This is a genomic window from Ruegeria sp. AF3 (genome assembly GCF_056536285.1).
In genome coordinates this window covers 560,242-580,759 of record NZ_JBQFJM010000002.1, presented here as the reverse complement: position 1 = coordinate 580,759, position 20,518 = coordinate 560,242, and the positions used below count along the sequence as shown (strand labels likewise).

The 20,518-nt window shown below is 55.8% G+C and carries 24 protein-coding genes and 1 pseudogene; 13 read left to right on the top strand and 12 right to left on the bottom strand.

Annotated elements, in window-relative coordinates; translation table 11 throughout:
• Positions 1-179: 179 nt before the first annotated feature.
• The 4 genes from ACR3FC_RS19320 to ACR3FC_RS19305 all read right to left on the bottom strand — a co-directional run bounded on the left by ACR3FC_RS19320 (position 180) and on the right by ACR3FC_RS19305 (position 4,516).
• Positions 180-1,061: a carbohydrate ABC transporter permease gene (locus ACR3FC_RS19320; RefSeq protein WP_480477928.1), complete on the bottom strand. Its 882-nt coding sequence runs from the start codon at positions 1,059-1,061 to the stop codon at positions 180-182.
• A 1-nt stretch (position 1,062) separates the two neighbouring features.
• A complete protein-coding gene (locus ACR3FC_RS19315) occupies positions 1,063-2,091 on the bottom strand; it encodes a carbohydrate ABC transporter permease (RefSeq protein ID WP_480477926.1) in 1,029 nt (342 codons plus the stop codon).
• Positions 2,092-2,156: 65 nt separating this feature from the next.
• The gene (locus tag ACR3FC_RS19310) at positions 2,157-3,383 is read right to left on the bottom strand and encodes an ABC transporter substrate-binding protein (protein ID WP_480477924.1); all 1,227 of its coding nucleotides are present in this window, start codon (positions 3,381-3,383) and stop codon (positions 2,157-2,159) included.
• 83 nt (positions 3,384-3,466) lie between these two features.
• Complete coding sequence (locus ACR3FC_RS19305) at positions 3,467-4,516, bottom strand: ABC transporter ATP-binding protein (protein ID WP_480477922.1); 1,050 nt, start codon at positions 4,514-4,516, stop codon at positions 3,467-3,469.
• Between the two features lie 160 nt (positions 4,517-4,676).
• Between ACR3FC_RS19305 and ACR3FC_RS19300 the strand changes: the two genes are divergently transcribed.
• The 4 genes from ACR3FC_RS19300 to ACR3FC_RS19285 all read left to right on the top strand — a co-directional run bounded on the left by ACR3FC_RS19300 (position 4,677) and on the right by ACR3FC_RS19285 (position 7,866).
• Positions 4,677-5,678, top strand: a complete 1,002-nt coding sequence (locus ACR3FC_RS19300; protein ID WP_480477920.1) for an ester cyclase — start codon at positions 4,677-4,679, stop codon at positions 5,676-5,678.
• The gene (locus tag ACR3FC_RS19295) at positions 5,675-6,559 is read left to right on the top strand and encodes an amidohydrolase family protein (RefSeq protein WP_480477918.1); all 885 of its coding nucleotides are present in this window, start codon (positions 5,675-5,677) and stop codon (positions 6,557-6,559) included. Before ACR3FC_RS19300 ends, ACR3FC_RS19295 begins: the two co-directional genes overlap by 4 nt.
• Before the next feature lie 399 nt (positions 6,560-6,958).
• Entirely contained in the window at positions 6,959-7,600 is a 642-nt protein-coding gene (locus ACR3FC_RS19290) for a Crp/Fnr family transcriptional regulator (protein ID WP_480477916.1), read from the top strand.
• Between the two features lie 65 nt (positions 7,601-7,665).
• Positions 7,666-7,866: a YgaP family membrane protein gene (locus tag ACR3FC_RS19285; RefSeq protein ID WP_480477914.1), complete on the top strand. Its 201-nt coding sequence runs from the start codon at positions 7,666-7,668 to the stop codon at positions 7,864-7,866.
• A gap of 263 nt (positions 7,867-8,129) precedes the next feature.
• Here ACR3FC_RS19285 and ACR3FC_RS19280 read toward each other — a convergent pair whose 3' ends face one another.
• Positions 8,130-8,663 (bottom strand): NAD-dependent epimerase/dehydratase family protein, encoded by a 534-nt coding sequence (locus ACR3FC_RS19280; RefSeq protein WP_480477912.1) that lies wholly within the window; start codon positions 8,661-8,663, stop codon positions 8,130-8,132.
• Positions 8,664-8,681: 18 nt separating this feature from the next.
• Between ACR3FC_RS19280 and ACR3FC_RS19275 the strand changes: the two genes are divergently transcribed.
• The 3 genes from ACR3FC_RS19275 to ACR3FC_RS19265 are packed head-to-tail and all read left to right on the top strand — an operon-like array spanning position 8,682 to position 9,291.
• Entirely contained in the window at positions 8,682-8,876 is a 195-nt protein-coding gene (locus ACR3FC_RS19275) for a hypothetical protein (RefSeq protein ID WP_480477910.1), read from the top strand.
• A 19-nt stretch (positions 8,877-8,895) separates the two neighbouring features.
• Entirely contained in the window at positions 8,896-9,066 is a 171-nt protein-coding gene (locus ACR3FC_RS19270) for a hypothetical protein (protein ID WP_480477908.1), read from the top strand.
• Between the two features lie 45 nt (positions 9,067-9,111).
• Positions 9,112-9,291 carry a MerR family transcriptional regulator gene (locus ACR3FC_RS19265; protein ID WP_480477906.1) on the top strand — a complete coding sequence of 60 codons (180 nt, stop codon included), beginning with the start codon at positions 9,112-9,114 and terminating at the stop codon, positions 9,289-9,291.
• A gap of 232 nt (positions 9,292-9,523) precedes the next feature.
• Here ACR3FC_RS19265 and ACR3FC_RS19260 read toward each other — a convergent pair whose 3' ends face one another.
• The 6 genes and pseudogenes from ACR3FC_RS19260 to ACR3FC_RS19235 all read right to left on the bottom strand — a co-directional run bounded on the left by ACR3FC_RS19260 (position 9,524) and on the right by ACR3FC_RS19235 (position 13,790).
• A complete protein-coding gene (locus ACR3FC_RS19260) occupies positions 9,524-9,670 on the bottom strand; it encodes a hypothetical protein (RefSeq protein ID WP_480477904.1) in 147 nt (48 codons plus the stop codon).
• 61 nt (positions 9,671-9,731) lie between these two features.
• Positions 9,732-10,292: a DUF3833 domain-containing protein gene (locus ACR3FC_RS19255; RefSeq protein WP_480477902.1), complete on the bottom strand. Its 561-nt coding sequence runs from the start codon at positions 10,290-10,292 to the stop codon at positions 9,732-9,734.
• Complete coding sequence (locus tag ACR3FC_RS19250; protein WP_480477900.1) at positions 10,289-11,515, bottom strand: MFS transporter; 1,227 nt, start codon at positions 11,513-11,515, stop codon at positions 10,289-10,291. Before ACR3FC_RS19250 ends, ACR3FC_RS19255 begins: the two co-directional genes overlap by 4 nt.
• Entirely contained in the window at positions 11,515-12,009 is a 495-nt protein-coding gene (locus ACR3FC_RS19245; protein ID WP_480477898.1) for a hypothetical protein, read from the bottom strand. Before ACR3FC_RS19245 ends, ACR3FC_RS19250 begins: the two co-directional genes overlap by 1 nt.
• Positions 12,002-12,418: pseudogene (locus ACR3FC_RS19240) on the bottom strand (class I SAM-dependent methyltransferase); the annotation flags it as partial. The pseudogene ACR3FC_RS19240 and the gene ACR3FC_RS19245, both read right to left, overlap by 8 nt.
• Positions 12,419-12,446: 28 nt before the next feature.
• Positions 12,447-13,790 (bottom strand): NAD(P)/FAD-dependent oxidoreductase, encoded by a 1,344-nt coding sequence (locus ACR3FC_RS19235; RefSeq protein WP_480477896.1) that lies wholly within the window; start codon positions 13,788-13,790, stop codon positions 12,447-12,449.
• 124 nt (positions 13,791-13,914) lie between these two features.
• On the opposite strand from ACR3FC_RS19235, the gene ACR3FC_RS19230 reads away from it, so the two are divergent.
• A complete protein-coding gene (locus ACR3FC_RS19230) occupies positions 13,915-14,688 on the top strand; it encodes a DUF1365 domain-containing protein (RefSeq protein ID WP_480477894.1) in 774 nt (257 codons plus the stop codon).
• Positions 14,685-15,410: an SDR family NAD(P)-dependent oxidoreductase gene (locus ACR3FC_RS19225; RefSeq protein ID WP_480477892.1), complete on the top strand. Its 726-nt coding sequence runs from the start codon at positions 14,685-14,687 to the stop codon at positions 15,408-15,410. Before ACR3FC_RS19230 ends, ACR3FC_RS19225 begins: the two co-directional genes overlap by 4 nt.
• 243 nt (positions 15,411-15,653) lie before the next feature.
• On the opposite strand, the gene ACR3FC_RS19220 is transcribed toward ACR3FC_RS19225, so the two are convergent.
• Complete coding sequence (locus tag ACR3FC_RS19220) at positions 15,654-16,364, bottom strand: GntR family transcriptional regulator (RefSeq protein ID WP_480477890.1); 711 nt, start codon at positions 16,362-16,364, stop codon at positions 15,654-15,656.
• A gap of 229 nt (positions 16,365-16,593) precedes the next feature.
• Between ACR3FC_RS19220 and ACR3FC_RS19215 the strand changes: the two genes are divergently transcribed.
• The 4 genes from ACR3FC_RS19215 (at position 16,594) to ACR3FC_RS19200 (ending at position 20,518) form a co-directional block, all read left to right on the top strand.
• Complete coding sequence (locus ACR3FC_RS19215) at positions 16,594-17,781, top strand: ABC transporter substrate-binding protein (protein ID WP_480477888.1); 1,188 nt, start codon at positions 16,594-16,596, stop codon at positions 17,779-17,781.
• A 97-nt stretch (positions 17,782-17,878) separates the two neighbouring features.
• Entirely contained in the window at positions 17,879-18,748 is an 870-nt protein-coding gene (locus ACR3FC_RS19210) for a branched-chain amino acid ABC transporter permease (RefSeq protein WP_480477886.1), read from the top strand.
• Between the two features lie 19 nt (positions 18,749-18,767).
• Positions 18,768-19,739 carry a branched-chain amino acid ABC transporter permease gene (locus tag ACR3FC_RS19205; protein ID WP_480478205.1) on the top strand — a complete coding sequence of 324 codons (972 nt, stop codon included), beginning with the start codon at positions 18,768-18,770 and terminating at the stop codon, positions 19,737-19,739.
• Positions 19,736-20,518, top strand: coding sequence for an ABC transporter ATP-binding protein (locus tag ACR3FC_RS19200; RefSeq protein ID WP_480477884.1), 783 nt, complete (start codon positions 19,736-19,738; stop codon positions 20,516-20,518). Before ACR3FC_RS19205 ends, ACR3FC_RS19200 begins: the two co-directional genes overlap by 4 nt.

The following is a 20,518-nucleotide window of genomic DNA, read 5'->3' as shown; positions in this document are numbered from 1 at the left end:
GGCGCTTTCCTTTTTAGAACGTGTTCCTATTCGCTGTGACGGTGTGCTGGCACGAGGACCTGCGCGCATCAAAGCAAATGGAATTCGTCCCGGCCGACGGGCCCGGCGCGCAGCCAAGTTCAGGCTGGCTGCGTGCGCGTGGGCAGATACGGACTGAGGATGAGTGCGCCCCATTTGTGTCAGCCTTTCACAGCCCCGGCGGTTAGGCCGCCCACGATCTGACGCTGGAAGAACATCACCAGGAGGAACAGTGGAACTGTGGCTGAAACCACCGCCGCAACAGCAAACATCACGTTGCCCTCAGTCTGTGTTGTACCGAGGAAGGCGGCGATGGCAGGCACCATGGTGCGGTTGCTTTCGGACAGCAGCATCGCGCCCACAGCAAAATCGTTATAGGCCAACAGGAAGGAGAACAGCCCGGTGGTAATGACACCCGGCCACATCACCGGAATGATCACGCGTCGGAAAGCCTGAAACTGGTTGCATCCGTCGACCTTAGCACTTTCATCCAACTCGCTTGGGATGTTCTTGAAGAAGGAATGCAGCATCCACAGGGTGAACGGCTGGTTGATTGCCACCAGCACGATAATGGTGGTCGGAAGAATCCCCCAAACATTCCATTCAAAGAAGGGCAGAAGATATCCTGAGACCAGAGTGATTGGCGGCATTGCACGGAAAATCAACGCTGTGATCAAAAGCCAGAATGTGTAGTTGTAAGTAGACCGCGAAAGGGCATAGCCCCCTAAAGTCCCGATAGTCAGTGAGATGGTAACAACAAAGAAACAGACGATCCCGGTGTTCAGAACATTGCGCCAGAACTCTTCCTGAATCCAAGCACCCTCATATCCGGTGGTGGTGAACGGCGAGCCATAAACCGCTTCGGTTCGGGCACCAGTCAGGGCATTGGTCCAGTCAGCGATCGAGAAGAAATCCAGTTCGACCTTGAACGAGCCCCAAACCGTCCAGAGGAACGGAAAGGCGGCCAGGATAAACCATAGGAGCACAAACAGGGATGAGGCGATCCGAAGGCTTGTAGGCATTCTTTGCGCGCGGCTGGCCATATTATCTTGCTCCTTTGAAATCGCGCCAGGTGCGGACAAGCACGGGCGACAGAAGAATGGCGACCCCGAAAATCGTCATCACAGAGGTAGCAGCAGCGGAAGACAGTTGCCGAGTCTCGCCACCGAGATCGTAGAAGATGAAGGTGCTGAGTGATTGCGCATGCGCTTGTGCACTGAAGCCGATGATAGGTTCGAACACCTTGAAATTGTCCATCAACTGGATCAGCGCAACAAATGTGACCAGGGGCATGAGATGGGGAACAACCACGAATTTGACCTGCTGCCAGCGCGTCGCCCCGTCTATCTGTGCGGCCTCAATCTGGTCTTGGGGCAAGGTTTGCAGGCCAGCATAGAACACGACAAAGGCAAAAGGCGCAGCGTGCCAAACACCATAGACCATCAGCGCTACCCACATCAGCCCTGTTGATGCTTTCAGGCTGAAATCCGGATCTCCAGCAAGATATACGAGGGCGTTGCCGATCACCCCGCGACTGTCAATCATCCAAAACAGGATGAGCGAACCGATCAGCGGGGTCACAATCATGGGCAGAAGAGAGAAAAAGATCATCAGACCCTTGAGTTGCCGGTGCAAGGAGTTGACCGCCAACGCAATCAACAGCCCCAATACAATTGTGAGCGGTGTCACGACAGCAACGAAGGTCAGCGTGAATGCCATCGCCCGGTAGAAGGGTAGATTACCAAGCTCGGTGAAGAAGCCGCCCCATGTTTCATTCGCGGCCCAGATTTGACCAATTTCCTGTATCGCCAGATGGCCTCGGTTAAAGTAAATGTCCAATCCCACAAATCGGCCCAGAGGTTTCTCGGCGCGAAGTGCTGCAGTGGCCTCTTGATCAACAGTGGTCTCAGTTGTGCATCCGATAAGCGGGGTGCAGTTTTCGACCTCTAACAGAACGGCCGGGTGGGGCGCGAAGATCGATTGAGTCACCACCGAGACAATTGGCATTGCAATGAACAGCAGCATCGCGAGTCCTGTGGGCAGGAAGAACCAAAGGAATGTCTTATGGCGCATGTTGCAATCCTCGCGTGAGTAGGATTGCGCGGGTGGGTATCAAAGGCACCCGCGCAATGGGCTTCTTATTGCAGATAGCCTTGCTCGATGGCGGCGGCACGATAGGCGGCTTCTACATCAGCCAACGCTTGTTCCGCGCTTTCCTTGCCCTGCATGAAATCAGCAAGTTCGTTGCCAAGTGCGCTGTGCATGAGCCCCATGTAGGGTAGCATCGGATAGGGTGGTGTGCCCATTTTGGCCGCAGCAAACACGCCCTCGGCATCTTTTCCCGGCTGGTAGCCTTCAATCAGCCAGACCGCCAACGGAGTGGTTTCATCGTTCAGCATGTCAGGACGGATGCCATGTTTCATTGCGATGAAGGTGGCCTCGGCCTCTTCATCTGAGATGTTCTTTCCGACTGTCCAACCGTCCCACCACAGGGTCGTTGCAGGGATATCTCCGCCACCAACTGTCAGCGGCGCGCCAATCGCATGGCCGTCGATTACCTCCTGCAACACACCTTCGGTGGTGGTTTGCTGCGATGCGCGCGAACCCCACATATTCATGATTGCAACGTTGCCAGCACGGTATTCGGCATTGGTGGCGTTGGAGTCATGAGTCAGGAAGTCGGGGTTCATGTATTCCGACAAAGCCTTCATCATGTTCAGGGCGTTGACACCGGCCTCAGAATTCACGTTGGGTTCGGCCGTACCGGGTTTAAAATGGCTGCCGCCATAACCAAGGAACATATTGTTGAATTCCTGCGCCAGGTTCCAACCCGATGCATAGGCCCCACCAACCGGGTTTTGCATGATGCCCTGCGCACGAATGGCCTCGGCCACCTCGAGCATTTCCTCATAGGTAGTCGGGACTTCCACACCGGCTTGCTCAAGGATGTCCTTGCGGAACATCAGATGCTGCGCGTTCGCCATAAAGGCGATAGCCATGATGTTGTCGCCAATCTTGATCAGCTGCCCAGGCTGCAGGTCCTGGCCATACTTTTCCACCAGATCATTGAGCGGACGAATAACGTCTTCGTTCATCAGTGCCACAACCGAACTATTGGCGATGATTGCGGTCGTATATTCCGACGGATTGCCCGACAGGCCAGCCACGTTGATGGTCTGGTGCTCGGATGTCAGGTTGGATTCTACCGACGCCCCGGTGCATTCCTTCGCTCCGGCTGCGACGGCCTGGATGGCCGCAAATTCATTGCCGACTATGTTGACACGTGCGCCGATTTCGCAGGCATATCCCGCGCTTGCGGCAAAGGCGGCTACCGAGCCGGCCAATGCAATTTTCTTCAGAAACATCAATATTCCTCCCTAGATGGATGGGTGCATCTTCGAAGTCTGCACCCTAGTTACCCCGTCCCAACGGGTGTTGTTTGCGGTTCTCAGCCTTCCAGGCGAGCCCCGGTTTTCGCATCAAACAGATGGCAGTGATCGGTATGGATATGAATCGAGACCTGATCGTCGATTTCGGCCCGATAGGTTTTGTCGGCCTTGACAGAGACCAGCGCTCCACCGATCCGAACCGAAACCATGGTGCTGTCGCCCAACAGCTCTTGTGTATAGATCAGTGCATTGATCTCGCCGCCGCTTTCTACAACATTGGCGTCCTCGGCGCGAAACCCCAGCGTGATAGGACCGTCCGGCGCGTTCAACCCGTGCACCTCTGTGCTTTGGGCGCGGAACACGCCACCCTGAACCTCGCCATCGACAAGGTTCATTGCCGGGTTGCCGATGAAGCTGGCCACAAATGTATTTGCAGGTTCATCGTAAATATCGGTTGGGGAGCCAACCTGCTGAACCACACCTTGTTTCATGATCACCACCCGATCAGCCAAGGTCATTGCCTCGATCTGGTCGTGGGTCACATAGATCGTGGTGACCGCCAATTCGTGGCTCAGGTTCTTGATCTGCGCGCGGGTGGAAACGCGCAGTTTTGCGTCAAGGTTGGATAGTGGCTCGTCCATCAGGAACACGTTGGGCTCGCGCACAATGGCACGAGCCAGGGCAACCCTCTGACGCTGACCGCCAGACAGTTCCGCCGGTTTGCGGTGCAGGAAATCATCCAGCTCGACCATCGCCGAAGCGCGCCGCACTTTTTCGTCATGGGTAGCAGGGTCAATACCGCGAACTTTCAGCGGGAAGCGAATGTTCTCATATACATTCATATTCGGATAGAGCGCGTATGACTGGAACACCATCGCGACATCGCGGTCTTTGGGCTCCATGTCATTTACTCGGGCGCCATCGATCAGGATATCGCCCTCAGACGCGTCCTCGAGACCAGCAATCATGCGCATTGTCGTGGTCTTTCCGCAACCTGACGGCCCAAGAAGTACCAGAAATTCCTTGTCGGCTATTGTCAGGTCAAAATTGTCAACTCCAACAAACGATCCCCAACGCTTTCCAACATTGCGAAGTTGAATTTCGGCCATTCTGTCCTCCCTGCTGCACGCATCGTGCATACGCTTGCAAAACCATAGACAACAAAAGAAACATCTGGCAAGCTTTTTTTGCATGCGTGTGCAAACGTCGACTTCATCTTCTTCGCAATTCGCCCCATGACAGCGACTAAAGAACTGAAAGAAAGTAATAATGTCCTATGAAATCCCAAAAGCGATCATCTTGGATTACTACTCGGCGCTCAGCAGCGTAAAAGAATCGGATATCGCCAACATGTTGTCTGAGTTCTGCGCAGAAGACTACCTCTGGCGCGGTTTCCACCCGTTTGATGAGCTTCGGGGCACCCATGACGTAGCGCAGGCATTCTGGCATCCCCTGAAGCAAAGCCTAGGGAATATGCAGCGCCGGATGGACGTGTTCATGGCCGGAAAAAACGAGATGGACGGATTCACCTCGGTCTGGGTTGTTTCAATGGGGCACCTTATGGGCCTGTTCGACAATGCGTGGCTGGGCATCGCCCCTACGGGCAAGATGGCGTTTTTGCGCTATTGTGAGTTCAACAGGATCGAGAATGGCAAGATCGCCGAAACGGCGATGTATTTCGACATCCCGCATTTCATGATGCAAGTCGGGTTGCAGCCCTTCCCGCCCCAAACCGCAGCCCACCTGGTGCAACCCGGACCAATGACGCATGACGGGTTGATGTTCAACCCGCAGCCTGCCGAAGAAGGCGAGAAAACTCTCGGCACGATCAATGCTATGATTTCCGATCTCGGCCAATGGAACAGCGGCCTGAGCCTTGAGGAAGAATTGCGCCAGACATGGAGCGAAGACATGATCTGGTGGGGACCCGCCGGGATCGGCGCGACCTATACGATTGAGCGTTATGCAAAGCAGCACTCAGGCCCGTTCCGCGCATCCTTAACGGACCGTTCGAAGACCAAGCACATTTGCCGCTTGGCTGAGGGTCACTATGGTGGCTTTTTCGGCTGGCCGAATTTCACGGCGCGGCCCACCGGCGGGTTCATGGGTATGCCCGCCACCGACAAGGCCGGTGATTTCCGCGTGATCGACATCTATCGTCGCGAGGGTGACAAGCTGGCCGAGAACTGGGTTTTCATCGATCTGCTGCATTTCTGGAAACAACAGGGTGTCGATGTATTGGGGCGCATGGCGAAAGTACCGCGAACATGACCGGCTGGATCGATGCCCATCACCACCTTTGGGACCTTGAAGCTGTAAACTACCCCTGGCTGATGGCGCGCGGGGTGGAAAGGTTCTTTGGCGACCCGACGCCGATTCAACGGAATTATCTACTGCGCGAGTTCCGGTCCGAAGCCGCGCCCTGCGGAGTCGGTGCCTCGATCCATATCCAGGTGGGGGCCAAAAACGGTCTGGACGAAGCCCGGTGGGTTCAAGCTGTCGCCGAAACCAATCCAGACTGGCCAATGGCGCAGGTTGTGTTCTGTGACCTGACCTCGGCTGACCTACACGCCCAGCTTGATACGTTTCAGGCTCTTCCAACTGTACGCGGTGTGCGCCAGATCGTCGGGCGCGCACCCGGAGAGGACGCGCAGACGGGCACCAATTTCCTGCTGGATGATCCGCGGTTTCTGGACGGATTGAAGGAGGCTGGACGGCGTGACCTCAGCTTTGATCTGCAGCTCATTCCTGATTTGATCGTAAAAACCACCAGAATTCTCGCTCAAGCCTCGAATACACGAGTCGCTCTATGCCATGCCGGATCACCATATGACCGCACTCCGGCGGGCCTGAAAAGCTGGGCTCAAAGACTGCGCGCTCTGTCTGATCTGCCGCACGTCTCATGCAAGCTCTCAGGTCTGGGCATGTTCGATCACAACTGGGCGCCTGAGAGTATTCGCCCGATCGTGGAGATTTGCCTTGAACAATTCGGACCAAAGAGGGTCATGTTTGGCTCGAATTTCCCGGTCGACAAACTCTATGGCAATTACACATCGCTGGTACAGGCTTACCGTGATCTGGTTCCGGCTGAGGCCCAATCGGCTGTGTTCAGAGAAACCGCAGAACACTTCTATGATCTCGAGGTGCCCTGAGAATGATATTCATCCTTGAAACAATAAGGTTCTGTCGCAGATTTCTTTGAGAACTGCACAGACGGAGCTGGAGAGGCGATTTTCCCGCCAGTTGTTAGGCCGGTATTCGGCTCTCAGGAGTCATCTCGACTTCCGCCCATCTGACAGCGATGACTTTGACGTTCCGGCACTCAAACGCAACGGGGACAGTCGTTCCGGGGAACCCGTAGGAATGGGGAAGCCTTCCAAAAGATAATGGAGCTCGTTTCGGACCCATGAGGTGTTGGTATTCAAGGCTTGAATTGACAGAATCTTCAACATTGATCCTGTGCAGGTGGGTTCGTCACAGATTAATTGGGTTTGCCCGCGAGGGTCCCAAGGCAAAAAACCCGGAAGAGAGCGTGATACGGAGGTAAAGCAGTGACCCAACAGAACTGGAGCCAGGCAATTCTCGACCGGCTCAAGTCCGAAGGAAGTCGTCTGGCCATACCAGACGGATACCAACTGTTTGCACCGGGCGCTTACGGTGAGGTGTTTTTGATCATTCGTTCGGGCATCGTCCGAGTGGAACAAACCAGCCCGTCAGGGCGGACCGTTGTTCTTTATCGGGTTGGCCCGTACGACAGTTGCGTTATGACGACCTCGTGCATGTTGTCGGACATCCCCTATTCAGGGTTCGGTTATGCCGAGGGGCCGGTGACGGCGCTGGCCATCGGGCGGGACAAGTTCAACACGTTGCTGGCCACAGATGCAGAATTTCGAGGTGCGGTCTTCATGGCGTTTTCACAACGCATTGTTGAACTGTCCGAGGTTATCGATGATCTTCTACTTAACCGGATGGACCTGAAATTGGCGCAGTGGCTTTTCGATCAAGGCGCACATTCGGGCGATATCCACACCACGCACCAGCGCATTGCGGCCGAACTGGGCAGCGCACGCGAAGTCATGTCCCGTATCCTCAAGGATTTTGAACATCGGGGATGGGTCAGGCTTGAGCGAGGTGTGATTTATCTGCAGGATCGCCCAGCCCTGCACCACCATGCCAGAACGGGAGTTGTGTGACCTCGTCACATAACACGGTTTGGAAAACAGCGAATCTTGGACCAGATAATCAAGGAGATTCGACCATGCAATTCACGTCTAATGTTGGTTCTGTCGACCGGGTTCTGCGCCTGATCCTCGGTGGCGTGCTGATCCTTCTGGCACTGACCGGCACCATCGGCCCCTGGGGTTGGCTTGGAGCTGTGTTTGTGGTGACGGCCTTCATGAAATTCTGCCCGATTTATGCGCTTCTGGGTCTGTGCACCAACAAGCAAGCCAAGCCGTAACACGTCCTACCCTTGCCTCGCGCAACACTGGGATTCGTCTGGGTTCCGGCGTTGTGCGGCGGGCGTGGGTCAGGCGCGGCGTTCCTCGGGGCATCCACTGTTGTCCATCCCCCAGCTGACAACCGGCACCAAATTCGAAAGGTGTCAGCATTCGGGCCAGCATGTCGCCTTCTACCCCTAGCGCCAGACCGCTACGCAGTTGCACAACCCGGATGCCCATACCCACGATTGGCGCAGCGGCGCGCTCCCATGTGTCGCACACCTCATGGATGAAGACGGGGTGGTAGGTGTCGTCTTCGGTGAGGATCTCGTCTTGCCGCGGCCCATACCAGCCCACGGCGGAACCGGTGATTAGGCAAGATGGTTTTTGATCCAGCCTGCGGATCAGTGCGACGAAATCTTTCGTCATCACGACCCGAGACTGCAGGATGCGCGCGTTTCCGACGCGTCCAATGCGCGTTTGCCACCAGCTCACCTGCCAGATTGACGATGGCGTCAAAGCGCTCTGTGTTGTCAATTTGCTCGAGTGAGGTGATCAGGCGTACCGGATGGGGCAATGCGTCGGCCTTTTGCAGGTTGCGGGTCAGGACGGTGACGTGGTGGCCACCAGCAACCAGGGCCTCGACCAGACGTTGCCTGATGAAACCGGTGCCACCCGTGATCAGCAGATGTTGTCGGGGCGCGAGTTGCGTGACCAGAGAGGCCGCGTTGACGGCATTCAACCGCGTGCTGCGTGCGGCCGCCAGCAAATCGCGCGCGCTGAACAGCGCCACACCAAACGCGGCAAGGGTAGCCATGATGCTCCAACTGCCGTGATGGACAGCCATTCGCCGTCCAATTCGCCCTTCGTGCCGATGAAAACGATCTGGCTTCCAGGCGCTCGCACCGTCGAACAGATCGAAGGACTTGTGGAAGCTCTCTCGCACGGTGCGTTGCCGGAACCTGTCACGCAGCAGATCGAAGCCCTGATTGCACGTGAACCGGAAGACACGCCGGACAGGGCACGTTGAAAGAAACCCATTGCGGGCAGTGGGCGAACGCCTGATTTGTTTGCAACTGGCCTTTTTGCCTGAGCGCTACCATCTGGCAGTAGGGCATGCGGCGACCAATCTAATTGAAGTTGAGAGTCCTATTTATCCTATGCTGCACTGTCGTCGAAAGCCGATTGCTGAGAAACTCTATAAAAGACGCTTGACCTGAAGTAGCTTCAGGACTGTAGGAGCCTGGGCGAAAGGGTCTGATAGTATGATGATTTCAGAAGTTGCCGGACTCACCGGGCTCAGCATCTCGACAATTCGCTTTCATGAGAAATCGGGGCTATGCCCTTCATCCAACGCGGCTCGGATGGCAAACGCAGGTTCAAGAAGACAGATGTCGATTGGTTGGAGTTATTGGCGTCACTTCGCTCGACAGGAGTGCCTTTGACGAAAATGCGATCTTTTGCAGAGCTCTATGCATCTGGCGACGGCAAGGTCCCTGAGCGCAAAGCTGTCCTGTTGGCGCATAGGCGGCGACTTGACGACCATCTCGCCATGGCTCTGCTTGATTCCGGGTGTCTGTCTCATCTCTACTCCTTGGTGGTTACGATGTGCCAGAAACCCACTCTTATCAAATCAACCTAAACTGTCCCATTAGCGCTGACGTCAGACAATATAGATCACACCCCAGATGCCAAAGCCCACCCCGGGGGTTGATCCGGCCAGATGTCCATGGTGACAGGAAACTGTTCGGGCCGGTAGCCTGCGAATTCATTTGTCATCAACGGAGACGGCGCAAACACAACAGACGCCAGTGCAACTGTCATCGCAAGAATGGGTAGATTTTGTTCATCAGGACAGGTCCTTCTGTTCGGGTCCCATCCCGGTTCAGCGTCGTGCTTCGTGGTCCGGGCGCATGGTCGCGATCAGCTCGGCCACCTTGATGCCGAATTTGCGCATCTCGGATTTGTTCATGATGACGCCGCTTTCGGTTAGGTAAAGCCAGTCGGTTGCTGTCAGCGTGTGACCGCCAGCATCTTCCGGTAGAATGATCTGGTACTCCATCTTGATTGTTGACCCAGAAACGACTCCTCGTGCCTCGCCGACAATGTCGTCGGCGGTGGCGGTGAACGTGTTGCCGTCGCTGAGCTTCAGGAACCATTTGCGACTTTGCTTTCTGCCATTTGAATAGGTGAACTCTTCGCTCAGCGTACCAGTGTCGCCGTCCCATTCACCGACCATTCTGGCAACGAACCTGTTCGTCATCTTTCCGGTTGGGCCATAAATCAGACCTTCGGAGAGGATTTCACCGCTCAGGTGGGTTTTGAGCGAAAAGGCAGGGCTTGTATCGGCATAGTCTGACGGGGTTTGTGCGCGAAAACTGAGAAACATGGACTTTGCCGCCATGACCAGAGCGGCAAGAATGAGCAGGGCAGTAAGGAGTTTCATTGGGTTGGGTTCTCCGTAGGAAGCGCCAGGACAAGCGCCAAGGCGCCGAGTTTCAGGATGCAGGGAAGGACGGCATAAGAGATGTTCAATGTATTCAGGGCCTCAGTGCTGTTTGTCGCGCCGGGTCTAAAGCCACTGCTTTCCAGCACGGGCAGAACCGCGAAAGCGGCCACAGCAAGGCCAAGTTTGCCCGCAAAGGACCAGATGCCAAAAGCTAACGATGCCTTTAGACCCGCCCGGGTCAGCGCCACCGAAAACATAGCCGGAAGGATAACCATATCGGCCCCCAAGGCGGCGCCGGATGCCAGGCAGATCACCGCAAAGCCAACCTGACTGCCGGGTGTTAGGAACGCGGCCCCGACAAAGCCGAGGATTGCCAAGGGCATGGCGACCAACAGCGTGGCCTTCGAGCCCATTCTTTGGCTCAGACGGGCCCATAGCGGCACGCTGAAACCTGCGCTGAGAAAGAACAGGATCAACAAGGGGCCGGCTTTGCCCGGCAGTTGTAAGCGGTCTTCCACGAAAAAAAGAAACAATGTCGAGGTAATGGCAACAGGTAGGCTGTTGACCAGTGCCAACACGAGAAGTCTCAGAGCGCCAGTTTGGCGTAGCCCACCAAGGGACATACGGTCGCCTTCGATGGGTTCGCGACGCCAGATCGGCAGGGTGATCACGGCAACGACAAGGGCCAGCGCTCCAAGAAACAGGCCAAACGCTTCGTATCCCTGACCGGTGGCCCCAAAGGTGACAAGGAAAGCCGGTGCAATGGCAGCAATCACCACGCCAGCCAGCATGCCACCCTCACGAAACGCCGCCAGCGTCATCAGAGAGCGTGGCGTCGGTTTGGCTGCCAAAGTGGCGCTGCGTCCATAGAGCAGGATCATGCCAAGGCTGTAGGCCGAGAAGAGCAGAACAAGGACTGCCACCAGACGTGGCATCGCGTTTGGCCCCGGTTGAGCGGTGAATAGCAATGGAAAGCCGATGGCCAGCCCAAGCGCCGCGGCGCTGGCAAACAGGATTTGTGCCCGTGGCCAGCGGTCGATTGCCCAGCCAATCAGTGGGTCCTGAACAAGATCGACCAGCCGGATGACCAACAGGATCGTGCCAATTGCCCCCAGCCCGATGCCAAGCTCGACCGAAGCAAACCTCGGCAAGTGGATGTAAAGCGGAATGCCAGCCGCGGCCAGCATCAGCGCATAGAGGCTGACACGCGGGTAAAGCATCACTCGCCCTTCAGTTTCCGGGTGAAGGATTCCGAACGTGTGTTTTCGCCAAGAAAGATCGACATGAACCTGTTCTTGATCCTTGGATGGCTTAGCGTGCAAACCCGTTTTCCATTGTGCCAGAATCCGATTTGGTTTGGCCCCTTGGAGATGGCGACATAGCGGTCACCCTTGCGTACATCGTTGAAACACTTTTCCAACTGGCCGCGCACTGGCAGAGTGGCCCCGGTACGGTTCAGTTCGCGCATGGTGGCTTCGACCAGATCAAGTTCTGTCAGGTTGCGGAAGTATTTCAGCTCGAGGCCGAAATCCTTGCTCCAGTCCAGAGGTGCTCCGGACTTGGTGAAGAGCTGAGCTTCGTAGAGCGGGAAGCCTATATAACGAAAAGTTGCCGTGCCGCGCGTTTCGGCATCGGGCAGCACAGATTTGATTGCGGACGCCTGCGTACCCGTGGGCGAAGCGAGCAAGGCAAAAGCAAAGACAAAACTACGCATGGGCCATCTCCACCTGAACGACATTGGTGTGCCCCACGGCAAAGGACGCGGCACAGATCTCGAGATAGTACTGCCAGTTGCGGAAGAAGCTCTCGCCATATCCCAATTCCGAAACGCGACGCTTTTGCGCGGTAAGGTTTTTGGCCCAGTTCCGACAGGTTCGGGCATAATCCCGCCCGAAAGCAAAGCTGTCGCGAACTGCGAACCCAGCGTTACTGGCTTGGGCCTCGATAACACGGTCCGACAGCAGCATGCCGCCAGGGAAAACGTATTGGCGGATGTAATCGGACGAGGACTTGTATGTGTCAAAAAAGCTGTCTTTGACGGTGATCGCTTGCAACAACACGCGCCCACCCTCGGCCAAGCTGCGCTTGAGCATGGCAAAGTAGCTGGGCCAGTAGCGCTCGCCCTCGGGGGTGCGCAGGATCAGCTGCCCGTCATGCAGTCGCTCGCAGGTCGATAGAAAATTCGATTTCAGAGCCTTGTTGATTAAGCGCATTTTCCATTCCTGTGATTAGGTGACGTTCATTCAGGGCGCGCACGACGCGCATTGCACTGGCGATACCGTCCTCGTGAAACCCGTGCCGGTTCCATGCTCCGGCAAACCATGTCCGGTTGCGTCCCTGCATTTCCCGAATGTCGCGCTGTGCCTTGAGCGCTGCCTTGTCAAACATCGGGTGGGCGAAGTTCGCTACGTCATAAACTTTGTCCTGAGGGATCTCGGTCGACGGGTTCAGGGTGACGAACAGGGGATCGGATTCAGGGATATTCTGCAGCCTGTTCATCCAATAAGTGAGGCCGATGTCGCCATCCTGCGACCGGTACGCCCAGCTCGACCAGCAGGCGCGCCGCCGGGGCATCTGATTTTCATCACAATGCAGAACAGCCGTATTGGGTTGATAGCGGATGTTACCAAGAGCGGCGGCTTCGGCGTGTGTCGCGTCTTGCCCCAAGATCTGGAGGGCCTGGTCCGAATGGCAAGCCATGATGATCTCGTCAAAAGAAGCCGATAGGCCCTTGTCAGCAAAGATGCGCACTTCATGCGTGTCGCGCTGGACATGCCGAACCGGTGCATCGGAGCGAATGACACAGCCGCGAGCCAGAAGCGCGGATTCCAACCGGCGGACATATTCGATGCTGCCACCTTTCACCGTCCACCACTGATGTTCGCCAGAGCCGGCTAAAAGTGCGTGGTTGCGGAAGAATTGTACCAGCGATTTCGCCGGGAATTGGTCTATATCTTCAACCGGGGTTGACCAGATCGCTCCGCACATCGGCATCAGGTAGTTGTTGCGGAACCAATCGCCGAGGCCCAGCTCCTCGACCAGTTCACCAATGGTCTTGTTGTCATCCGTAGCGGCAGCCTCGGCACGCTTTCCAAAGCGAATGATGTCCGCAATCATCTTGTAAAACTGCGGTCTCAGCAGGTTGCGTTTTTGCGCAGTGATCGATCCCACGTTGTTCAGACCGTATTCCAGCCAGCCATCATTGATGCTGGCGCCGAAACTCATCACGCTCTTGATCACCGGAACGTCGAGATCACGGAACAGCCGCGTCAGGTAGGGATAGGTTACGTAGTTGAACACGATGAATCCGGTGTCGACCGGTTGGTCGCCGTTCTTGCCCGCCATCACGGTTCGGGCATGCCCGCCTAGACGCGGGGCTGCTTCAAACAGGGTGACGTCATGGTAGGGCGCCAGATAATAGGCGGACGAGAGGCCCGATATACCACCGCCGACAATTGCGATTTTCTTTCTTGGGCCGTGAATCTGATCGAACATGCCGTCCTCATCTTTACAACGTTATGAGGCTGTTACGCGGCGCCGGTCAGATTGGATCAGAAAAGCACGAGAATAGTTTTTAACGCGTTCTGATCCATGAGCCGCGCAGCCGCGTATAGGACACATGATGCTGGAACATATTCAGGCCCAAACCCTGCATGCCCGACGCGGAAAGCTGAAGAACACCTTCAGCTACGGTGTCGATTTTGTGTTGACCGATCTTGGTGTTAAGGCGCCTTGGCTGTTGTCGCGAAACCGGTTCAATCTATGGTCACTGTGGGATCGTCAGCATGGCGGAACACGGGGTGACGGGCGCGGGTTGGCGTGGTTCAAGCAGGTTCTGCAAGAGCGTGGGTTTCGAACCAAGGACGCACAACTTTTGCTTCTGACCCAGCCAAGCTTCCTTTGGTTTCATTTCAACCCGGTCAGCTTTTGGATTGCGCTGCTTGATGGCACCCCGAGGGCCTTTGTTGCCGAGGTTAACAGCACCTTCGGCCAGCGACATTGCTATTTTTGCGCACACGAAGGATTTCGCCCGATCGCACGTAGTGACACTCTGGTTGCCGAGAAACTCATGCACGTGTCTCCGTTTCAGAGAATTGCTGGTCACTACCGGTTCAATTTCGGCTTCAGTGACACACGGATCGACATTCGCATTTCCTTTGAAAATGAAGACCAGGGCGTTCTGGCTACGCTATCCGGAGAGCGGCGTGCGGCAACAAACAGGTCGCTCCTTTGGGCCGCCGTCCGCCGACCCTTGGGTGCGGTGCGGGTTTTGGCGCTGATCCATTGGCAGGCGGCGATCCTGTATCTGAAACGCGCGCCGTTTCTTCGGAAACGCCCTGCGCCCGCGGCTCTTATAAGCGAAAGCCAGCCGTTAGGTGACGTCGGCAAATGACCGATTTCCTAAACAAGACATATTGGCTCATCGGAGCTAGCGAAGGATTGGGGCGAGCCCTTGCGAAGCGACTGGACGCAGAAGGTGCGCACCTGATCTTGTCGGCGCGTAATCGCGAGCGACTGAATGCCCTGAATGCCGAGTTGACCAGTGCAACCGTGCTTGCGCTGGACGTGACCGATGGCGACTCCGTGCGTCGCGCGGCGCAGGCGGTGGGTGATGTGGACGGTGTGATTTATAATGTCGGCGCCTACGAGCCCATGGGCACAACAGAGTGGGACAGCGAAACCGCGTTGACCATGGTGGATGTCAATTTCACCGGGGCGATGCGTGTCCTGGGCGAAGTGGTGCCAAGGATGGTTGCGCAGGATCGGGGCGACATTACCCTGATCGGATCACTGGCGGGATATCGCGGTCTTCCCGCCGCGATCGGGTATGGCGCCAGCAAGGCTGCATTGATCAGCCTTGCCGAAACCATGCGTTTTGATCTTAGAGACAGCGGAGTATTTGTGCGTCTGATCAATCCCGGTTTCATCAAGACCCGCCTGACCCTGAAAAACAAATTCCGTATGCCCATGTTGATGACGCCCGAAGATGCCGCGACCCGTGTGTTGAAGGCCATGACAAGGCGCCGTTTCCGCACGGATTTCCCGGCGCCGTTTTCCTGGGTGATCCGCGCGCTCGCAATTCTGCCGGACTGGCTGGTTTATCGCGGGAAGTAACGCCGTTTCCAACTTGTTCCGAAACGATGGGGCTGCCGAGTTTTCAGCAGCCCCAGATTGTTGGCGGTGCCCTGCCACGACGAACAGGTTATTGTCCTTAGTTCCGGGCTGGTCGCGTGACGGGAAGCGACCGTGTTGCACGGATCGCTCGAATTCCTTCGGCGGCACGTTTTCAGAAAGGCCCGGCCAGAATGCCCTTTTAGTTCAACGATCCTGTTCGGACGGAGTTTGTGACAGAACCAATTACATGCGTCCGGTGAGTATCTTAGCCAGATCAGGTTCAACCTTTTGGGTTTTTTCCAGATCCAGGCTGTTTTTAACGTGAAGAAGGTGGTGTTGGATGCTGTCTACCGCAGATTGCGGGTCACCACTCGCGATCGCATTGATGATCGACGCGTGCTCATCATCGGGGCAAGATGAGTCCTTGTTGGTTCCAAACAGCGCCACGATCAGAGAAGACCGGGTCACCAGTTCCCTGACGACGCGAGTGAGAACTGCGTTGTTGTGGCATTTAGCTAACTCGACATGAAATTCACCAGAGAGCCTGATAATTTCTGTTTGGTCGTTCCTTGCCCTAGCCTCATCTTCTTTTTTGATATGAAGCCGCAACGCTTTGACCCCCGCGTTGCTAATTTCTCGCGTCAAATCCCGAACGATACCGGTTTCGATCATCAAGCGGGCCTCAAACACGTCTCGGGCTTCTTCGGGGCTTGGGCAAGCAATGAATGCACCGCGGTTGGAATGAAGTTCAACAATGCCTTGGCTACTTAACAACAACAATGCGCGGCGGACGCGCATGCGACCAACGCCAAAGGTCTCACATAAGGTTTGTTCACTCAATTTGGTTCGTGGAGCCAGCTTTTGTTCCATTACGGCGGAATAAATTCGATCAACGATCAATTGCTCATCCGGATCAGATTGGACGGTGTCGAGTATTTGTTGTGCGTCTGTCATCTGGTTTCAATTCGACTGGAATTCTTGTGCGTTTTTCTTAGACGCACGGCTTCTGACTGACAATATATTGAGTATTTGTTCACAATATCAACACTGCCATTCATTAAAAAATGTTGACATAGATTGTTAACAATATTGAGTTTGGCAACATCACCGGGATTCGACCTGTGACTCAATGACCTTTGCAAGCGCCCGAAAGAGGCGCCCGAACCTCAATAGGGAGGAAAAAATGAAACGCAGAAATCTGATGAAATCATCGGCGGCCCTGGCGCTGGCCATATCCGTTCTGGGCTCCACCGCCTGGGCGGAAAACCCGGTTCTCAAGATTGGCTTTGTTGGTGTGACTTCAGGTCCGGCAGCGGCCTGGGGCATCTCGAACCAGCGCTCGATGGAAGCACGCGCTGACTGGATCAATGAATCCGGCGGCTACAAGATCGGTGATACCACTTACGATATCGAAATCGTCTCGTTCGATGACCAGAAAGACCCCAAGCGCGCAATCGCGGGCATGGAGAAGATGGCACAGGAAGGCATCCACTATGTGGTTGGTCCGAATGTGGATGACGGCGCTGCTGCCGTGCGCCCTGTGGCCGAGGCTCAAGGGATCATGTATTTCCCATATGCCTTCCCGAAAGAGCTTTATACAGCGCCCGCGTCAAACGCGGTTCTGGGCATGGTCGCGAACTATCAGTCCGGCCCGGCGATTTACGAATACCTGCGCGACGAAAAAGGCGTGAAGACCGTGGCCTTTGTTGCGGCAAACGAGTCCGACCCGCTAAGCCAGCGCGACGGCGGTATCGCGGCAGCAAATGCGCTGGGTCTGGAAGTTGTTTCCGACAACGTAACCTATCAGGTGGACACGACTGATTTTACCCCGGTTCTGACGCCTGTAATGCGCACGCAGCCTGATCTTCTGGTTCTGTCCGGCGTCTCCCCGGCCAATGCACCTCAGTTGATCCGGTCTGCGCGCGAACTGGGGTATCAGGGCATAATCTCGACCGAGACCGCGCAGGATGCGACGGTTCTGCGCGAAGGTGCGGGCGATCTGGCCAACGGGTTCATCTCGGTCGGCGGTGCATCTACACCTGAAATCGCATCGGACGACATGAAGGAATTCGTCAAGCGTTACACCGATATGTTCGGCGAATATAACGATGAATCGAATACCAAGGTCTATGCGCTGGAGTATATTCTGGCGACTTTGAACGCCAACCCGGCGGGTATTGACGACGTCAAGGCGTTTCAGACCACGATGGACACGTTCGAAGCACCGAACCCCTTCATGAAGGGTGACGCCGTGATGCGCTATGTCGGAACAACCTCCTTCGGACAACAGCGTCAGATTGCGGTCCCGCTGGTAGTGAATGTCTACCAGGACGGAGAGTTTGAAACACTCTTTGTCGCTGAAGTAGACTGAGGCGGAACTCCCCAAGACAAGGCGAAAGCCTAACGAGCCACTCAAACTCCCGGGCTGATGATCGGCCCGGGAAACCCGAACCCAACGCGGGACTATCATGGAACAGATACTAGCAAACGGCATCTACCTGGGCGCGCAATATGCGATGATCGCCTTAGGTTTGACGCTGATCTTTGCCCTGATGAACGTACTGAATTTTGCTCATGGACAGATGTACGTTCTCGGCGGCTTTGTGACCTACACCTTCTACGGACAACTTGGCTGGCCTTTCATCCTTGCGCTGCTGGCGTCCTGTATCACTCTGGCCGTACTTGGGGCGCTGATAGAACGGTTTCTGTTCGCCCCAGTCATACGACGATCGTCGCGCGAAGAAAGCACAATGCTGTTGGCAGCGGGACTGGCGTTTCTGTTTGATGCGGTCATCCTGTTGGTCTTTGGAGAAAAACAGCGCGGTGTGCCCAAGATCGTCAACGGAGTCTTCAACTGGGATTTCAAGTTGATCATGCCATATGATCGTATTTTGATCTGCGTGCTGGCTATCCTGTCGATCGTCACTTTCATCCTGTTTATGCAATATTCCAAAACTGGCCGCGCCCTGCGTGCGCTGGCGCAGGACAGAACCGCTGCCCAACTGATGGGCGTCAATGTTGCTCAGTACTCCATGATTGGGTTTGCCTTGGGCGCGATGCTGGCCGGATTGGTCGGAGGATTGCTGGTGACCATCACAGGCGTCAATCTAGGCATGGGCGGGCCAACCTCGATCAAAGCATTCATGATGGTGATGATCGGCGGTGCAGGCGTGATTTCCGGAGCAATCGCGGGCGGAATTATCCTTGGTTTCATGGAAGCCATCGGTCTGGCTGTCCTGTCTCAATATGGCGATATCACTTACCTGTTGATCTTCGTCTCACTGATGATTTTCCTGGCCATCCGCCCGCAGGGCCTGATGGGCAAACCGTGGGGATAACGCAGTGCCAAAACTATCAATGATTCAATGGGCCGGTGTGGCGGTCTTCCTGCTGGCCATCTTCATCGCGGTTCCCGGCTTTGTCGCCGCGTCCGGTCGGTCTGACCTGTACTACACGCTGACATCGGTGGCACTGCTGTCGATCGCCAGTGCCGGTGTCTGGCTGACCTTCTATATCGGCCGCATTAACATCGGGCAGGGTGCCTTTGCCCTGATCGGAGCTTATGTCTCGGCCATTCTGGTGACAAAGACTGGCATTTCGTTCTGGCTGTCCCTACCGCTTGCGGGCCTCTTTGCAGCTGGTGTGGCGGTTCTGATCGGTCTGCCGATCCTGCGGCTGCGGGGTGTGTATTTTGCAATGATCTCGCTGGTGCTGACACAGGTCGTCACCCTGACTGCGCTGGCCCTGCCCGTCACCAATGGTGCCAAGGGCATCACTTCGATCCCGCTTCCGGGTGGGGTGTCGATCCTTGGTATCCCTCTGATACCCGATTTCGGAACGCTGGAGAACCCAAGACTGGCCTTCTACTACACGGCCTGCGTTCTGATGGTCCTGACCTTTGCCGCCATGTACCGGCTGGTGAATTCGCGCCTTGGCCATCTTTGTCGCTCGATGCAGCAGAATGAGGAACTGGCCAGCTCCATCGGTGTGAACATCTCGTATATCCGGGTCATCGTCTTTGCCATCTCGTCCTTTCTGGGCGGCATTGGCGGCGCGATGTTCGGATCGATTGCGCAATCGGTTTATCCGTCCAGCTTTCAGGTCGCCGACAGTGTGAACTTCATGCTGAACTGCTTCCTCGGTGGTCTGGGATATGTGTTTGGCCCGATGCTGGGCACGCTGGTTCTGTATTTTGGCTGGGACCTGTTGTTCGAATTGGGTCGCTTCCAACTGCTGGCCTATTCCAGCTTGCTGATCATCCTGATGCTGTTCCTGCCCAACGGGCTGCTTAGCCTGCGTCTGCCCGGCAAGAAAGGAGAGGACAAATGAGCCATCTTCTGGAAGTCCGCCACGTCACCAAGAAATTTGGTGGCCTAACCGCGAACAGCAACATCTCGTTCAACGTCAATGAGAACGAGATCCTGTCGGTGATCGGACCGAACGGTGCGGGTAAAAGCACGCTGTTCAAGATGATTTCGTCCTTTCTGCCGACCACGACCGGAGAGGTGCTGTTCAAGGGTGAGAGGATTTCAAACCTGAAACCGCACGCAGTGGCGCGTAAAGGCGTTGTCCGTACGTTTCAGGAAACGACGATCTTCAAATCCATGACAGTGCGCGAAAGCATCATCGTCGCGCAGCACTTACGGGCCCGTGCCTCGCTGGCCGGGTATTTCTGGGGCAAAAAAACGGCGCATGAGGATGTCGACAGTTTCGGGCAATATGCCGACGATCTAATCGATTTCCTCGGAATGACCGAGATCGCCAACGAACAGGCCTCAAACCTGCCACAGGGAAACCTGCGGGCGTTGGGGATCGCGATTGGTCTGGCAACAGATCCCAAGGTGTTGCTGCTGGATGAACCCTTCGCCGGGATGAACCATGACGAGACCATGAAAATGGTCAATCTGGTGCGCAAGGTGCGGGATGACCGGGGGGTGACCGTTCTACTGGTAGAACATGACATGCCTGCGGTGATGAATATCTCGGACCGGATCGTCGTGCTGAACTTCGGTGAGATGATCGCCGAGGGCACACCGGTAGAAATCCAGAACAACGAAAAAGTTATCGAAGCCTATCTGGGCAGCGCCGACGACGAGATTGGGATCTGA

Coding starts and splice junctions, on each gene's coding strand:
- ACR3FC_RS19320 (WP_480477928.1), bottom strand. CDS start 1,061: ATGGCCAGCCGCGCGCAAAGAATGCCTACAAGCCTTCGGATCGCCTCA.
- ACR3FC_RS19220 (WP_480477890.1), bottom strand. CDS start 16,364: ATGACAGACGCACAACAAATACTCGACACCGTCCAATCTGATCCGGAT.
- ACR3FC_RS19260 (WP_480477904.1), bottom strand. CDS start 9,670: ATGACAGTTGCACTGGCGTCTGTTGTGTTTGCGCCGTCTCCGTTGATG.
- ACR3FC_RS19210 (WP_480477886.1), top strand. CDS start 17,879: ATGGAACAGATACTAGCAAACGGCATCTACCTGGGCGCGCAATATGCG.
- ACR3FC_RS19235 (WP_480477896.1), bottom strand. CDS start 13,790: ATGTTCGATCAGATTCACGGCCCAAGAAAGAAAATCGCAATTGTCGGC.
- ACR3FC_RS19225 (WP_480477892.1), top strand. CDS start 14,685: ATGACCGATTTCCTAAACAAGACATATTGGCTCATCGGAGCTAGCGAA.
- ACR3FC_RS19315 (WP_480477926.1), bottom strand. CDS start 2,091: ATGCGCCATAAGACATTCCTTTGGTTCTTCCTGCCCACAGGACTCGCG.
- ACR3FC_RS19205 (WP_480478205.1), top strand. CDS start 18,768: ATGATTCAATGGGCCGGTGTGGCGGTCTTCCTGCTGGCCATCTTCATC.
- ACR3FC_RS19300 (WP_480477920.1), top strand. CDS start 4,677: ATGTCCTATGAAATCCCAAAAGCGATCATCTTGGATTACTACTCGGCG.
- ACR3FC_RS19310 (WP_480477924.1), bottom strand. CDS start 3,383: ATGTTTCTGAAGAAAATTGCATTGGCCGGCTCGGTAGCCGCCTTTGCC.
- ACR3FC_RS19275 (WP_480477910.1), top strand. CDS start 8,682: ATGGACAGCCATTCGCCGTCCAATTCGCCCTTCGTGCCGATGAAAACG.
- ACR3FC_RS19265 (WP_480477906.1), top strand. CDS start 9,112: ATGATGATTTCAGAAGTTGCCGGACTCACCGGGCTCAGCATCTCGACA.
- ACR3FC_RS19245 (WP_480477898.1), bottom strand. CDS start 12,009: ATGCGTAGTTTTGTCTTTGCTTTTGCCTTGCTCGCTTCGCCCACGGGT.
- ACR3FC_RS19255 (WP_480477902.1), bottom strand. CDS start 10,292: ATGAAACTCCTTACTGCCCTGCTCATTCTTGCCGCTCTGGTCATGGCG.
- ACR3FC_RS19295 (WP_480477918.1), top strand. CDS start 5,675: ATGACCGGCTGGATCGATGCCCATCACCACCTTTGGGACCTTGAAGCT.
- ACR3FC_RS19200 (WP_480477884.1), top strand. CDS start 19,736: ATGAGCCATCTTCTGGAAGTCCGCCACGTCACCAAGAAATTTGGTGGC.
- ACR3FC_RS19285 (WP_480477914.1), top strand. CDS start 7,666: ATGCAATTCACGTCTAATGTTGGTTCTGTCGACCGGGTTCTGCGCCTG.
- ACR3FC_RS19280 (WP_480477912.1), bottom strand. CDS start 8,663: ATGGCTACCCTTGCCGCGTTTGGTGTGGCGCTGTTCAGCGCGCGCGAT.
- ACR3FC_RS19250 (WP_480477900.1), bottom strand. CDS start 11,515: ATGCTTTACCCGCGTGTCAGCCTCTATGCGCTGATGCTGGCCGCGGCT.
- ACR3FC_RS19305 (WP_480477922.1), bottom strand. CDS start 4,516: ATGGCCGAAATTCAACTTCGCAATGTTGGAAAGCGTTGGGGATCGTTT.
- ACR3FC_RS19215 (WP_480477888.1), top strand. CDS start 16,594: ATGAAACGCAGAAATCTGATGAAATCATCGGCGGCCCTGGCGCTGGCC.
- ACR3FC_RS19230 (WP_480477894.1), top strand. CDS start 13,915: ATGATGCTGGAACATATTCAGGCCCAAACCCTGCATGCCCGACGCGGA.